Source organism: Pandoraea cepalis, from assembly GCF_902459665.1.
Taxonomy (GTDB): domain Bacteria; phylum Pseudomonadota; class Gammaproteobacteria; order Burkholderiales; family Burkholderiaceae; genus Pandoraea; species Pandoraea cepalis.
The window spans coordinates 99222-113568 of record NZ_CABPSL010000004.1; the positions used below are offsets into that span (position 1 = coordinate 99222).

The window sequence follows — 14347 nt, forward strand, 5'->3', positions numbered from 1 at the left end:
CAGGGCGAGCCGGCCGGCGTTGTGCGGCGCGTTTGCGTTCATCGCTTCGCGCACCCCGCCTCGTGCAGCAAGTCAGCCAGTTCGGCGCGCATGGCGGGCAAAAGTTCACTTGCGGTCAGTCCAGCGGGACCAGCCCCTGCGGCGACGCACCGTTCTGCGGCCCGGCCGTGCAGCCAGACCGCGGCCAGTGCGGCTTGCGGCGCTGGCACACCCTGCGCGAGCAGCGCACCGATCGCGCCCGTGAGTACGTCGCCCGTGCCCGCCGTCGCCAGCCCGGCATTGCCCGTCGTATTGATCCAGGCGTGCGTTCCGTCGTCGATGACGCTGCCTGAGCCCTTGAGCACAATCGTTGCGTCGAAGCGTTGGGCGAGCGCCCGTGCGCAAGCCAGCCGATCCGATTGAACGCGCGCGACGTCGCCCCCTGCCAGGCGCGCCGCTTCGAGCGGATGCGGTGTCAGGACGGTGGGACCGGCGCGACGGCGCACGCGCTCGGCGAGCGCGGGCTCGGCGGCCAGCAGATTGAGGGCGTCGGCATCGATGACCAGGGGCGTGTCGTCCAGAGCGAGCGCGCGCGACAGGCACGCGGCCGATGCGGCGGAGGTCCCGAGCCCGGGGCCGACGGAGACGGCCTGCATCGTCGCGAGGTCAAGGTTTTCCGCATGACGCAGCATCAGTTCGGGATGCTGCGGATCCCAGGCGGGTGCATCGTGCGCGACGAAGCCCACATAGACACGTCCCGCGCCCGTCATCAATCCGGCACGCGCGCAAAGCAGCGGCGCACCGATCATGCCTTCATGGCCACCCAGCACCGCCAGCGATCCATAGCTTCCCTTGTGCGATGCATGATGACGCTGCGGCAAATGCGCACCGAACGCGGCCGGCGCGCTCGTCGCGATGGCTTGGCCGTCGGGGCGTCCGGACCGCACCGCGGCCAGCACCTCGTCCGTTCCCAGGGTGGCAATGAGCACGTCCCCGGTAACGTCGCGCCCCATCCCGGTGAGCAGCCCGGGGCTGGCGCCCAGCATTGCCATCGTAACGTCGGCGTGTATGACCGGTCCGTCGACTACGCCGGTGGCCGCCGCCAGTCCGCTGGGAATGTCGATGGCGAGCACCGGTGTGCCCTGTGCGTGGGCCTCGACGATGTGCGCAACGAGCGCCGCGGCGGGGCCGTCGAGAGGGCGCGTCAGGCCGATGCCGAAGAGGCCGTCGACAATCCAGGCGTAGCCCGAGGAGGGTTGAGGCCAGAGGGCCGGGGCAGGCTGGATGGGTACGCCGGCGGCGAGGGCGTGGGCGTGCGCCCAGCGGGCGTCGTCGGTCGACGGCGCCCCAAGTTGCCACACATCGACACGCACCCCGCGCCGATGCAATTCGCGCGCCGCAACGTAAGCGTCGCCCCCGTTGTTGCCGGGCCCTGCGAGCAACAACACGGGTTGACGTCCCGCGCTCGCGAGCGCGGGCAATCGACCGATGAGCCACTCGGCGACGGCGGCCCCGGCGCGGGCCATGAGCGTATGGGCAGGGAGTTGGGCGGCAGCGGCTCGCTCGACCTCGCGCAGCGTGTCGGGAAGCCATAAGTCGAGGGTATCGCGCGCGCATGCGGCAGTGGATGACGTCGCACAATCGTGTGGCGACCCGATGGATCGTGTCAGGGGATCCACGCCGACAGTGGCGCTGGCAGCGGCAGGGGCAGCAGCGGCAAGGGCGTCGGCAGCAGCGGCAGCAGGGGCGTCGGCGCGCAATGAATCGGACATGACAGACAAGGCTCCCGGTATCGAGGGGCGGCGAACGCTGCACATCGTCGCATGCCGGCATCGACGGCTTGGGCGCGGTGTGTTCTGCGGGCCATTCGGAGATTATGCCCTCAACGCAACGTTCTGCCTGCCGGTGCGAATCTGGACGCGGTGTCGGTGGCTTACGACAAGGCCCTGCCGGACCGGGGCTGGCTACCGACGATGCCGGCCTGTGAACGCGCTTACGAGCGTCGGGCCGGGCCAGCCCTCGTCATGGGGTGGCCCGCAGGCATCCTCGCACGCCAACATGCGTATATCAGTGCGCGTAACGAGCGAGTGTCAGACCGTTCAGATCGATTTCCGGCGTTTGTCCGGAGATGACGTCGGCGAGCACGCGACCGGAACCGCAGGCCATCGCCCAGCCGGTCGAACCGTGGCCGACGTTCAGGAAGATGCCGGGCAGCGGCGTCGCGCCGAGCACGGGCGGGCCGTCGGGGAGCATCGGACGTGCGCCGACCCAGGCGCGCGCCTCCCGGTACTTGCCTGCACCCGGGAACCAGTCCGTCGCCACTTTGTAGAGCGTGGCGATGGCGCGCTCGCGCAGCACGAGTTCGGAATCGCCCAGTTCGGCCGTGCCTGCAATGCGCAGACGGTTGCCTTGCGGGGTGATGGCGGTCTTGTACGACTCGTCCATGACGGCGATGCGAGGGCTGAACAGTTCGGTCTTGACCGGCACCGTGATCGAATACCCTTTGATCGGCCAGAGCGGCAGGTCAATGCCCAGCGGACGCAGCAGCGCCGTGCTGGCCACGCCGGCCGCGATCACGACGGCATCGGCGTCGAGTGCCGTGCGCTGCGCAAGCTGCGCGGTGCTGGCCGTCTCGACGGTGACCCCCGATCGCCCCACGTTCGGGCGCACCGACAGCACCGTCGTCTCGGTCGCGAGCGTGACGCCCATCTCGCGGGCGATCTGGGCGAGGCGCTTGGTAAAGAGCGGGCAGTTGCCGGTCTCGTCACGCGGCAGGTGCAGGCCACCCGCCAGTTGGGCATCGGTCGAAATCGCTGGTTCGAGCTTGCGGCACTCGTCGGCCGTGAGCAAGCGGTGCGGCACTTCGTTCTCGGCGAGCATGGCGCGCGCCGGTTCGTTCATCTTGACGTCGCGTTCGGTGCGGAACAGTTGCAGATAGCCTTGCGTGTGCTCGTACTCGAAGACATGGGTCTCGCGCAGTGCATGCAGGCAGCGCTGGCTATAGAACGCGAGACGCTGCATCCGCTCGCGGTTGGCACGGTAGCGTTCGAGTTTGCATTCACGCAGCCAACGGGCGGCCCAGCGCCAAGTGCCGGCCGACAGGCCCGGCCGGAAGATAAGCGGGCTGGCCGAGCTGAACAGATGGCCGAGCAGCTTGCGTGGCATGCCCGGCGCCGCCCATGGCGTGACGTAGCCGGGCGCGATGACGCCGGCGTTGCCGAAGCTGCTCTCTTGCGCCACCGTGCTGTTGCGCTCGACTAGCGTGACCGTATGCCCCGCGGCGGCCAGATAGTAGGCGGTGCACGTACCAATGACCCCGCCGCCGATAACGATGACCTTCATTCCCAACCGTCTGGTGTGTGGCGAACGCCCGTACGTTCGCTTGTTAGTGTCGTTTTATGCCGTGCCGCACCCGAATGCCGGTTTCGCGGCCCGTGTAGATGACGGGGCGCATAGGTTACCAGAGAGACGCCCTCGCAGGGCGAGAGGCTCCCCATAATGCGTGTGGCGCACTCGGGTATAACCCGGGGTAAGCAGGGTATAATCTCGCTTTGTCGTTCCCCCGCGTTTTGAACGCCTCGCCTTCCGTCCTTCCATGACTCACATTGCCTGCTTCGCCGGCGCCTTGGCGCTCTCCGAATTCCGCCAGCAACGTCTTCTGCAGACCCTGCAAGCCATCGACAGTTCGATCGTGCGTGTCGACGCCCGCTACGTGCATCTCGTGGCCAGCGCCGAACCGCTGTCGAGCGAAGACGTGGCCCGCGTCGCCGGTCTGCTCACCTATGGTGAGCCGGTGCGTGAAGAGCCGGTGGGCGACCAGGTGCTCGTGATCCCGCGTCTGGGCACGATTTCCCCCTGGGCGAGCAAGGCGACGGATATCGCCCGCAACTGCGGCATCGATCACGTGCGCCGTATCGAGCGCGCGGTCGAATACACGATCGGTGTGAAGTCGGGCCTTCTTGGCGGCAAGAAGTCGCTGGCGGCCGATGTCCTGGCGCGCGTGGCCGGCGTGCTGCACGACCGCATGACCGAGACGGTCGTGGCCACGCGCCACGACGCCGAGGCGCTCTTCGTCGAGTTGCCGGCCAAGCCGCTGCAGACGATCGACGTCATCGGCGTGGGCCGCAGCGCCCTCGAAGCCGCCAACCGGGATCTGGGTCTCGCGCTGGCCGACGACGAAATCGATTATCTGGTCGACGCCTTCACGAGCCTGAAGCGCAATCCGACCGATGTGGAACTGATGATGTTCGCGCAGGCCAACAGCGAGCATTGCCGTCACAAGATCTTCAATGCGCAATGGACCATCGACGGTCAGGCGCAGGACAAGTCGCTGTTCCAGATGATCAAGAACACGCACCAACTGCACCCGCAGGGGACGGTGGTGGCCTATTCGGACAATGCTTCGGTGATGGAAGGCGCCGAAGTCGAGCGCTGGTATCCGCGTGGCGCCGACGGCCAGTATGGCCGCAGCGTTGAACTCACGCACACGCTGATGAAGGTGGAGACGCACAACCACCCGACGGCCATTTCGCCGTTTCCGGGGGCGTCGACGGGGGCGGGCGGCGAGATCCGCGACGAGGGCGCGACCGGCCGCGGCTCTACGCCGAAGTCGGGTCTGACCGGCTTCACCGTGTCGAATCTGGCGCTGCCGGACGCGCGCGAATCGTGGGAGAACGATCTCGACGTGGCGGTGCCGCCGTCGCTGCGCAATCCCGGCGATACGGGCGCCGACTATGGCCGCCCGGACCGCATTGCGTCGCCGTTGCAAATTATGGTCGACGGCCCGCTGGGCGGCGCCGCGTTCAACAACGAATTCGGCCGTCCGATTCTCGGCGGCTATTTCCGTACGTACGAGCAGAACGTGGCCGGCCGCGTGCGCGGCTATCACAAGCCGATCATGATCGCGGGCGGCATGGGCAACATCGCCGCGCAGCACACCCACAAACACAATCTGCCGGCCGGAACGCTGCTCATTCAGATCGGCGGCCCGGGCATGCGTATCGGCATGGGCGGCGGTGCCGCCAGCTCGATGGCCACCGGCACGAACACGGCCGAGCTCGACTTCGACTCGGTGCAGCGCGGCAATCCGGAAATCGAGCGTCGCGCGCAGGAAGTGATCAATGCGTGCTGGCGTCAGGGGGAAGCCAACCCGATCCTGTCGATTCACGACGTGGGCGCGGGCGGTCTGTCGAATGCGTTCCCGGAACTGGTCGACGGCGCCGACAAGGGCGCGCGCTTCGATCTGCGTCAGGTGCAGCTCGAAGAGTCGGGCATGTCCCCGGCGGAAATCTGGAGTAACGAAGCGCAGGAGCGTTATGTCGTGGCGATCGCGCCGGACAGCTTCCCGGCCTTCCAGGCGATCTGCCAACGCGAGCGTTGCCCGGTGGCGGTGGTCGGTATCGCCACCGATGAGCGTCAACTGAAGCTGGTCGATGCGATGCATCCGGAGTCGCCGGACCCGGTCGACATGCCGATGGACGTGCTGCTCGGCAAACCGCCGCGCATGCATCGCGACGTCACGCGTGTGGCGACGACGCTCCCGCCGGTGGACGTGACGGGCCTGTCGCTCGACGACGTGGCACGTGCCGTACTGCGTCACCCGACGGTGGCCAGCAAGTCGTTCCTCATCACGATTGGCGACCGTACCGTGGGCGGCTTGACGGCCCGCGACCAGATGGTCGGCCCGTGGCAGGTGCCGGTGGCCGATTGCGCCATTTCGCTGATGGACTACACGGGCTATCGTGGCGAAGCCATGACGATGGGCGAGCGCACGCCGCTGGCCGTGATCGACGCGCCGGCGTCCGGTCGCATGGCGGTTGGCGAAGCCATCACCAACATTGCGGCGGCGCCGATTGCGTCGCTCGACCAGATCAAGCTGTCGGCCAACTGGATGGCCGCGTGCGGCACCGAAGGGGAAGACGCTGCGTTGTTCGATACGGTCAAGGCGGTCGGCATGGAACTGTGCCCGGCGCTGGGCCTGTCGATTCCCGTCGGCAAGGATTCGCTGTCGATGCGCACCAAGTGGGAAGACGCCGGCCGCAGCAAGGACGTGGTCGCGCCGGTGTCGCTGATCGTCTCGGCCTTCGCACCGATCGAGGATGTGCGCGGTCATCTCACGCCGCAACTGCGCTCGGTCGCGCAAGTGGGCGAGACGGTGCTGATCGCCATTGATTTGGGTCGCAACAAGAACCGTCTGGGCGGCAGTATCCTCGCGCAGGTCACACAGCAGATCGGTGACGTCGTGCCGGACCTGGACGATCCGGCCGATCTCCAACGCTTCTTCGACGCCATCCAGACACTGAACCGCGACGGCAAGCTCCTGGCGTATCACGATCGTTCGGACGGCGGCCTCTTCGCGACCGTGGCGGAAATGGCGTTTGCGGGCCACGTTGGCGTCTCGCTCAATGTCGACATGCTCACGCTCGACGACGGCTTCGAATCCGATTACGGCGATGCCAAGGATTGGGCCAAGCAGACGGTGGGCCGTCGCGAAGACAAGACGCTGCGCGCGCTTTTCTCGGAAGAACTTGGCGGGGTGATCCAGGTGCGCGCCTCGGAGCGCGATGCGGTGTTGCAAATGCTGCGTGAAGCCGGATTGTCCGCATGCTCGCACGTGATCGGTAAGCCGAACACGAATGACGTCATCGAAATCTATCGCGATGCAAAGAAGGTGTTTGGCGCGCCGCGCGCGGCGCTGCAACGCGAGTGGTCGGAAGTGAGCTGGCGCATCGCGCGTCTGCGCGATAACCCGGCCGCGGCCGATGCGGAATACGAAACCCTCAACGACACGAGCGACCCCGGTCTCTCGCCGAAGCTCACGTTCGATGCCAGCGAAGACGTCGCGGCCCCGTTCATCGCGACGGGCGTGCGTCCGAAGATGGCGATCCTGCGCGAGCAGGGCGTGAATTCGCATCTGGAAATGGCCTACGTGCTGGACAAGGCCGGCTTCGATACCTACGACGTGCACATGAGCGATTTGCTCGCCGGCCGTCACTCGCTCGAAGCGTTCAAGGGCTTCATCGCCTGCGGTGGATTCTCGTACGGCGATACGCTCGGGGCGGGCGAGGGTTGGGCCAAGACGATTCTGTTCAATCCGGCGCTGGCCGAACAGTTCGCCGGCTTTTTCAACCGTGCCGACACGTTCGCACTGGGCGTGTGCAATGGTTGCCAGATGATGAGCAACCTGTCGAACCTGATCCCGGGGGCGGCGGCCTGGCCGAAGTTCACGTACAACCAGTCGAAGTACGAGGCGCGGCTTACGCAGGTGGAAGTGCTGGATTCGCCGTCGCTGTTCTTCAAGGACATGGCCGGCTCGCAACTGCCGATCGTGATCGCGCACGGCGAGGGCTATGCCAACTTCGGTCAGCAAGGAAACATCGATGAGGCGATTGCCGCCGTGCGTTTCGTCGACCATCGGGGACAGCCGACCGAGCAGTATCCGTTCAACCCGAACGGTTCGCCGCGCGGCCTGACGGCGGTGACCACGGGCGACGGGCGCTTCACGGTGATGATGCCGCACCCGGAGCGCGTGTTCCGCACGGTGCAGATGAGCTGGGCGCCCGAGCAGTGGGGCGAGGACAGCCCGTGGATGCGCATGTTCCGCAACGCGCGCCGCTGGGTGGCTTAAGCGACGATATTCTGCACGTCAGCGCGTGTGGAATACCACGCTGGAAACGAAAATCCCGCCGGAAGGCGGGATTTTCGTTTCAAAGCCGAACCGATAGCCGGTAACGCTTACTGGATCTTGGCCTTCTTCTCGAGGCCGTCGATGAAGCCTTGCAGCTTCTCTTCCTGCATTTGCTGCACGAGCTGCGGCTTGACATCGTTGAGCGCCGGGATCTGCGCGTCGCGAACGTCGTCCAGTTCGATCACGTGATAACCGAACTGCGTTTTGACCGGCGTCTGCGAGTACTGACCCTTTTGCAGTTTTTGCAGGGCGTCGGAGAACTCGGGCACGTAGGCGTTGGCCGGTGACCAGTCGAGATCGCCGCCGTTCTGTGCCGAACCGGGGTCCTTCGAGTACTGCTTGGCGAGGTCGGCGAACTTCGCGCCGCCCTTGAGCTTCGCGATGATGTCCTTGGCGGTGTCTTCGCTCGGCACCAGAATGTGACGGGCGTGATATTCCTTGTCGCCGAACTGCTTCTTGAGCTGGTCATAACGCGCCTGAACCTCGGCGTCGGTGACCGGCGAGGTCTTCTGGAAGTCAGCGATCAGGGCGCGAATCAGCACGCCTTGCTCGGCCAGCTTGAGCTGCACCTTGACGTCCGGCTTGGCAGCCAGTCCGCTGCTGACGGCCGCTTGCGCGAGGATCTCGCGCTTGACCAGCTCTTCGCGCACTTGCTGTTGCAGTTGCGGCGAGTTCGGCTGACCCTGTCGGACCATTTCACGCACCATGGCGTCGGCACGAGACACGGGCACCGGCGTGCCATTCACGACGGCGACGTTCTGAGCGAGAGCGGGGAGGGAGACGGCGGTCAGCGACACGGCGGCGCCGAGCGCCAGTGCCGTGCGGGCGAGTTTCAATGCCATGCTGTTTTTCCTAACGAATGACGAAGGCAAGGTTAATCGACGGGGGATACGTCGCATGGTCGCATGCGAGTTACGCTTCGCCGGGGGCGAGCGCAACGATGGCGAGGGCGTGAATGCCGTTTTGCATCAAATCGGCTAGCGCATCATACACCAGGCGGTGCCGCGCCACGCGGTTACGTCCGGCAAACGCTGCAGACACGATTCTGACGTTGTAATGCCCGCCCGACGTCGCGCCGGCATGACCGGCGTGACGGGCGCTGTCGTTCTCAAGGGCGAATTCCAGGGGGGCGAGCGCCGCGGTGAGGCGCGCTTCGATTTGCTGTTCCATGGTCATGGCTGTGACTTCCTGACGGACGTTATTCGTCCTGCTTGATGTACTTCGAGAGCCACAGGCTCTGCACGACGATGAACACGACCATCAGGCCCATGCCGCCGAAGAGCTTGAAGTTGACCCATGTATCGGTCGAGTAATGGTAGGCGATGACCAGATTCAGCGCGCCCATTGCGAGGAAGAACAGCGCCCAGCTGAAATTCACCGCCCGCCACAGGGGGTCGGGCAATGCCATCTGCTTTTCCATCATGGCGCGAATCAGATTCTTGTCGAAGATGAGTTCGGCGACGAACAGGGTGATCGAGAAGAGCCAGTAAAGCGCCGTGGGCTTCCACTTGATGAAGGTCTCGTCGTGCAGCAACATGGTCGCGCCGCCGAACACCACGATGATCGCCAGACTCACCCACTGCATGGGCTCGACCTTGCGGTGACGCAGCCACATCCAGATGACTTGCGCAATCGTCGTCGCGATCGCGATGCCGGTGGCGACATAGATGCCGGCAAACTTGAAGGCGACGAAAAACAAGATGACCGGTAACAGGTCGAAAAAGAATTTCATGAAGTCTCGACTCGGGGGCTTCGGGAGAAATCGCCCTCGGGCAACAGGCGCCGGGGCAAACCCACATTATATTTCAAAGGCCCGTGGTGGGACGCTGTACATCGCCAAATGCGCGTCGCGGCGTCTGTGCCGCCGCTTCACCCCGGCTTGCCTCCGGTTCGCGGGGGCGCGGGATCGCTTCCCGAGGCCGGCGGCCGCGTGCCTTACGGCAGGATGTCGATGCGCTTGACGTCGATATCGTTGGCGCGAAGGTGATGGCGGTCGACTTCGCCGGTGATGCGCACGCGCGTCTTGTCGTTGATCTGGTGGCCGGGCGGCAGGTATTTGTCGTCGAGTTCGATGACGATGGTCCGGCCCGTGTCGTCGCGGAACGTGTAGTGCTCATGCCGGAGTCGGTTGACGATGTAGCCCTCGATGACGGTCATGGCATCGTCGGGGGCGGCCAGTGCCTGACCGACGGTCGCGACATGCGGCATGGCCGATGGCACGACCACGCTGCCGGTCGTCGCAACACTGGCCGCCGGGCCCATGTACTGCGCGATGGCTGGCGCGGCACTCAAGGTGCCGAACGATGCCGCTGCAGAGAAAAGCAGGGGTGCGAAGCGAATTGTCGGACGGGTCATCGGCGGCGTTTCCTGTGTTCCATTGAGGGAGCGCCAGCTTAGCAGACGGGCGCGTCACGCCGGGACGCCCGCCCGCGAGGGATGTCCCAAAGCGCGCGGCGCCCGCTGCAAATTGATCGAATTCACGGATCGGGCGCGTTGAAGCGGCGCGCTGACGGGACGCCGAGGGGATTCTCGGGTCAGTCGTCGACCGGCTTGTCGGCCTGGCCGTCCTTGTCCTCGAAGTCGAGCGACGCCGAGTTGATGCAATAGCGCAGTCCAGTCGGCTGCGGGCCGTCTTCGAACACATGTCCGAGGTGGGCGTCGCAGTTGTGGCACCGCACCTCCACGCGCACCATGCCGTGGCTGTAATCCATCACCTCGTCGATGCCGGATTTGTCGATGGGCTTCGCATAGCTCGGCCAGCCGCAACCCGCATCGAACTTCTCCGTCGATTCGAACAACGGCGCGCCGCAGCAGATGCAGCGGTAGGTGCCGTCTTGCCAATGATCCCAGTAACGGCCGGTGAAGGCGCGTTCGGTGGCAGCATGACGCGTGACCTGGTATTCGACGTCGTCGAGTTGGGCACGCCAGTCGGCGTCGCTTTTTTCCACTTTGCTCATGAATGAGAGTCTCCTGATGGGCGGCGGCCCCGGTGTTGCCGCCGCGCGTCGTCTATGGTCAGACCTGGCCCAGATGGGGGCGACGCGCCGTTTTGCAATGCGTGACACCTCGCTGATGCATCGCTGACGCCCGCGTCCCGTCGGTGCCGCGCCGTGCCGTCGATCAAGACGAGCAACTGACCTCGAGTTGCCCGGCCCAGTCGGGCGGCAGCTCGGCATAGCGTTCGAATTCGGGCTGTTCGTCGTAGGGGTGCGAGAGCACCTTGAGCAACGTGTCGACTTCCGAAAAGTCCTTTTCGCGCGCACGCCGGATTGCAATCTCCGCCAGATGATTGCGCAGGATGTACTTCGGATTGACAAGCCGCATCGCGACCGCACGCTTCGCGTCGGTGCTGGCCTCGTGGCGCAGTCGCGCGCGGTAATCCACGGCCCAGGCATCGAAGCCGGCACGATCGATGAACATGTCGCGCAGCGGCGTGTCGGCGGCCGGGTTCTCCAGCTCAAGCCCCGCCAGCGTGCGGAACAGGTGCGTGAAGTCGACCCGTCCCTCGTGCATCAGCTTGAACAGACGGTTGATGAGCGCTTCGTCGTCGGCATGCGATTCGCGCAATCCGAGCTTCGCACGCATGCGCAGATCGATCTCCTCGGCGAACCGGGTCTTGAACGCGGGCAGCACCGACTGCGCCTGCTCGATCGCCGCCTCGCCCTCGCCGAACAGCGGCAACAGGGCCTGGGCGAGACAGAAGAGGTTCCAGTACGCCACGTTCGGCTGTGCCTGATAGGCGTAGCGTCCCTGCGCGTCGGAGTGATTGCAGATGTGATGCGCGTTGAAGCCGTCGAGGAAGCCGAACGGGCCGTAATCGATCGTCAGACCGAGGATCGACATGTTGTCGGTGTTCATCACGCCGTGACAGAAGCCCACGGCCTGCCAGTGCGCGACCAGTTCGGCCGTCGCATCGCACACGGCACTGAGCAGAGCGAGGTACGGATTGCCCTCGTCGCGGCAATGGGGGTAGTGATGATCGATCGTGAAATCAGCCAGCTGACGCAGCGCGCCATACTGATCGCCTGCCCAGAAATGTTCGAAGTGTCCGAATCGGACGAAGCTGGGCGACAAACGCGTGACCACGGCCGCCGTCTCGATGGTTTCGCGACGCACCGGGGCATCGGAGCCGATCACGCATAGGGCGCGCGTGGTCGGCACGCCGAGATGGAACATGGCCTCCGAGCCGAGGAACTCGCGAATCGACGAACGCAGCACGGCGCGTCCGTCACCCATGCGCGAGTAGGGCGTGAGTCCGCCGCCCTTGATCTGGATTTCCCAGCGCCCGCCGGGGCCGTCCGACTCGCCGAGCAGCAGTGCCCGGCCGTCGCCCAATTGGCCGGCCCACACGCCGAACTGGTGGCCCGAATACACGCTGGCGAGCGGATCGCCGCCGGGCAGCGGCGTATTGCCGGCGAACGTGGTCACGAACTCGGGATCGCGTGCGGCTTCGGGCGACCAGCCGAGCAGGCGGGCCGCGTCGGCGGAAAAGCCGACCAGGTACGGCGCGGGCAACGCCTGTGGCGCGAGGCGCGTGTAGAAGTCGGGGCCGAGTGCGGCAAAACGGTTCGACAACGACAGCGGTCCGTAGGGCTTGAGTGAGGCGGAAACAGCGGCGGAGCGGTCGGTAGCCGGCATTGGGGACGTTCCTGAAGGTGAACAAACATTCTACTTGAGGTGTCCGTCGCGTGCTGCCGGCGTGCGGCCGCGCACGCGCGTGCGCCTGTGCTGCGGCGCACAAGCGATCGGCGTTGACCCGGCGCGCGCGCGCGTCAAGAATGATTCAGCGCGATTCGGTGAAGCGCGCCCAACGACGTGCTTCAGACGTGTCGACTGGCGAAGCACGAAATCACGACCGTCGTCCCACGACGTACTCCGTCATACAGGCTGTCCCGACTTTTCTGGAGATTCGACGCATGGCAACACCGCTTCTCGGCCAGATGATGGCCGCGCCGCTCCTGATTTCCACATTGCTCACCCATGCCGCGCGTCATCACGGCGATACCGAAATCGTGTCGCGTCGCATCGAAGGCGACATCCACCGTTATACCTGGCGTGACGTCGAGCACCGGTCCCGCCAGCTCGCGCAGGCGCTGCGCCGGCTGGGCGTGGGCGACGGCGAGCGCGTGGGCACCTTGGCGTGGAACGGCTATCGCCACCTCGAGCTGTACTACGCCGTCTCCGGCATGGGCAGCGTGGTGCATACGGTGAACCCGCGCCTGTTTCCTGAGCAGATCGCCTACATCGTCAATCACGCCGAAGATCGGTATGTGGCCTTCGACATCAACTTCATTGGGCTGATCGAGACTATCGCGCCACAGTGCCCCGGCGTGCAGGGCTGGATTGCGATGACCGATCGCGCGCATCTGCCGACATCGAGTTTGGCGCTACTGTGCTACGAGGATCTTATCGGCGTTGAAGACGGCGACTTCCCGTGGCCGTCGATGGACGAGAACACGGCCTCGGGACTTTGCTATACGTCGGGCACGACGGGCCACCCGAAAGGCGTGCTCTACAGTCATCGCTCGACGGTGTTGCATGCCTTCGGTGCAGCGCTCCCCGACGCGATGGCCATGTCGGCGCGTGACGCCGTTTTGCCCGTGGTGCCGATGTTTCACGTCAATGCATGGGGGCTACCGTATTCGAGCGCGTTGGTCGGTGCGAAGCTGGTTTTCCCCGGCAAGGATTTGGACGGCAAGTCGCTGTATGAACTCTTCGAAGCGGAGGGCGTTACGTTTTCCGCCGGCGTGCCGACGGTCTGGCTGGGATTGCTCACGCATGTGAAATCGATCGGCGCGCGCTTCTCGACGCTCGAGCGCACGGTGATCGGGGGTTCGGCGTGCCCGCCGGCCATGTTGCACACGTTCGAGACCGACTACGGGGTGCGCGTCATCCATGCGTGGGGCATGAGTGAGATGTCGCCGCTGGGCACGCTGTGCCATCTGCGCAAGCATCATCGCGACCTGCCGGCCGAGGCGCAGCAGCATATTCTCGAGAAGCAGGGGACGGCGATCTACGGCGTCGATCTCAAAATCGTGGGCCCCGACGGCAAAGAACTGCCGTGGGACGGCAAGGCGTTTGGCGATCTGTACGCGCGCGGGCCATGGGTGCTGGATCGTTACTTCCGCTCGGATACCCCGCCGCTGGTCGACGGCTGGTTCCCCACGGGCGACGTGGCCACGATCGATCCTGAGGGATACGTGCAGATCACGGATCGCAGCAAGGATGTGATCAAGTCGGGGGGCGAGTGGATCAGTTCCATCGACGTGGAAAACGTCGCGATGGCGCATCCCGAGATCCACGAGGCGGCCTGCATCGCGATTCGTCACCCGAAATGGGAGGAGCGGCCGCTGCTGGTGGTCGTTCGCAAGCCCGGCTCGACGCTCACACGCGAGGACGTGCTGGCGTTCTACCAAGGCCGGGTCGTGAAATGGTGGATCCCTGACGATGTGGTCTTCGTCGACGAGATTCCCCACACGGCAACCGGCAAGATGCTCAAGCTCAAATTGCGAGAGGCGTTCCGCGATTATCAGGCGGCATCCTAGGCGTCGTGTTGCCGTCTCCGGGGTGGGGGGCGTCGGCCGAGAACCCGCTCGGAAACGTCTCACCTGGCACGCGGATGGCGCCCGAAATCCAGCATTGACGCCGTTTTTCGGGCGATCCCGCACCGCCGTGGTCGCC

At 65.4% G+C, this 14347-nt stretch carries 10 protein-coding genes; 2 read left to right on the forward strand and 8 right to left on the reverse strand.

What is annotated here, in order from left to right:
- Positions 1-38: 38 nt before the first annotated feature.
- The gene (locus PCE31106_RS07810) at positions 39-1751 is read right to left on the reverse strand and encodes an NAD(P)H-hydrate dehydratase (protein ID WP_150562936.1); all 1713 of its coding nucleotides are present in this window, start codon (positions 1749-1751) and stop codon (positions 39-41) included.
- 295 nt (positions 1752-2046) lie between these two features.
- Positions 2047-3321, reverse strand: a complete 1275-nt coding sequence (locus tag PCE31106_RS07815) for a D-amino acid dehydrogenase (protein WP_150562937.1) — start codon at positions 3319-3321, stop codon at positions 2047-2049.
- A 253-nt stretch (positions 3322-3574) separates the two neighbouring features.
- Here PCE31106_RS07815 and purL point away from each other — a divergent pair, with 253 nt between their 5' ends.
- Positions 3575-7606, forward strand: coding sequence for a phosphoribosylformylglycinamidine synthase (gene purL, locus PCE31106_RS07820; RefSeq protein ID WP_150562938.1), 4032 nt, complete (start codon positions 3575-3577; stop codon positions 7604-7606).
- A gap of 107 nt (positions 7607-7713) precedes the next feature.
- Here the strand turns inward: purL and PCE31106_RS07825 are convergent, their stop codons facing one another.
- The 6 genes from PCE31106_RS07825 to PCE31106_RS07850 form a co-directional block, all read right to left on the reverse strand.
- Positions 7714-8508, reverse strand: coding sequence for a peptidylprolyl isomerase (locus tag PCE31106_RS07825; RefSeq protein WP_150562939.1), 795 nt, complete (start codon positions 8506-8508; stop codon positions 7714-7716).
- Between the two features lie 70 nt (positions 8509-8578).
- On the reverse strand, positions 8579-8842 hold the full coding sequence (locus PCE31106_RS07830) for a BolA family protein (RefSeq protein WP_017234779.1): 264 nt from the start codon (positions 8840-8842) through the stop codon (positions 8579-8581).
- A gap of 22 nt (positions 8843-8864) precedes the next feature.
- Positions 8865-9398, reverse strand: coding sequence for a septation protein A (locus PCE31106_RS07835; RefSeq protein WP_017234780.1), 534 nt, complete (start codon positions 9396-9398; stop codon positions 8865-8867).
- Positions 9399-9601: 203 nt separating this feature from the next.
- Positions 9602-10021 carry a YgiW/YdeI family stress tolerance OB fold protein gene (locus tag PCE31106_RS07840; RefSeq protein ID WP_017234781.1) on the reverse strand — a complete coding sequence of 140 codons (420 nt, stop codon included), beginning with the start codon at positions 10019-10021 and terminating at the stop codon, positions 9602-9604.
- A gap of 179 nt (positions 10022-10200) precedes the next feature.
- On the reverse strand, positions 10201-10623 hold the full coding sequence (gene msrB / locus PCE31106_RS07845) for a peptide-methionine (R)-S-oxide reductase MsrB (protein ID WP_017234782.1): 423 nt from the start codon (positions 10621-10623) through the stop codon (positions 10201-10203).
- A 163-nt stretch (positions 10624-10786) separates the two neighbouring features.
- Positions 10787-12304: a protein adenylyltransferase SelO gene (locus PCE31106_RS07850; RefSeq protein WP_150562940.1), complete on the reverse strand. Its 1518-nt coding sequence runs from the start codon at positions 12302-12304 to the stop codon at positions 10787-10789.
- A 278-nt stretch (positions 12305-12582) separates the two neighbouring features.
- Here PCE31106_RS07850 and PCE31106_RS07855 point away from each other — a divergent pair, with 278 nt between their 5' ends.
- On the forward strand, positions 12583-14211 hold the full coding sequence (locus tag PCE31106_RS07855) for a 3-(methylthio)propionyl-CoA ligase (RefSeq protein ID WP_150562941.1): 1629 nt from the start codon (positions 12583-12585) through the stop codon (positions 14209-14211).
- Positions 14212-14347: the final 136 nt, after the last annotated feature.

What these genes read in the sequence shown, in the direction of transcription:
- PCE31106_RS07810 (WP_150562936.1), bottom strand. Translation starts at nt 1,751, where the DNA reads ATGTCCGATTCATTGCGCGCCGACGCCCCTGCTGCCGCTGCTGCCGAC.
- PCE31106_RS07815 (WP_150562937.1), bottom strand. Translation starts at nt 3,321, where the DNA reads ATGAAGGTCATCGTTATCGGCGGCGGGGTCATTGGTACGTGCACCGCC.
- purL (WP_150562938.1), top strand. Translation starts at nt 3,575, where the DNA reads ATGACTCACATTGCCTGCTTCGCCGGCGCCTTGGCGCTCTCCGAATTC.
- PCE31106_RS07825 (WP_150562939.1), bottom strand. Translation starts at nt 8,508, where the DNA reads ATGGCATTGAAACTCGCCCGCACGGCACTGGCGCTCGGCGCCGCCGTG.
- PCE31106_RS07830 (WP_017234779.1), bottom strand. Translation starts at nt 8,842, where the DNA reads ATGACCATGGAACAGCAAATCGAAGCGCGCCTCACCGCGGCGCTCGCC.
- PCE31106_RS07835 (WP_017234780.1), bottom strand. Translation starts at nt 9,398, where the DNA reads ATGAAATTCTTTTTCGACCTGTTACCGGTCATCTTGTTTTTCGTCGCC.
- PCE31106_RS07840 (WP_017234781.1), bottom strand. Translation starts at nt 10,021, where the DNA reads ATGACCCGTCCGACAATTCGCTTCGCACCCCTGCTTTTCTCTGCAGCG.
- msrB (WP_017234782.1), bottom strand. Translation starts at nt 10,623, where the DNA reads ATGAGCAAAGTGGAAAAAAGCGACGCCGACTGGCGTGCCCAACTCGAC.
- PCE31106_RS07850 (WP_150562940.1), bottom strand. Translation starts at nt 12,304, where the DNA reads ATGCCGGCTACCGACCGCTCCGCCGCTGTTTCCGCCTCACTCAAGCCC.
- PCE31106_RS07855 (WP_150562941.1), top strand. Translation starts at nt 12,583, where the DNA reads ATGGCAACACCGCTTCTCGGCCAGATGATGGCCGCGCCGCTCCTGATT.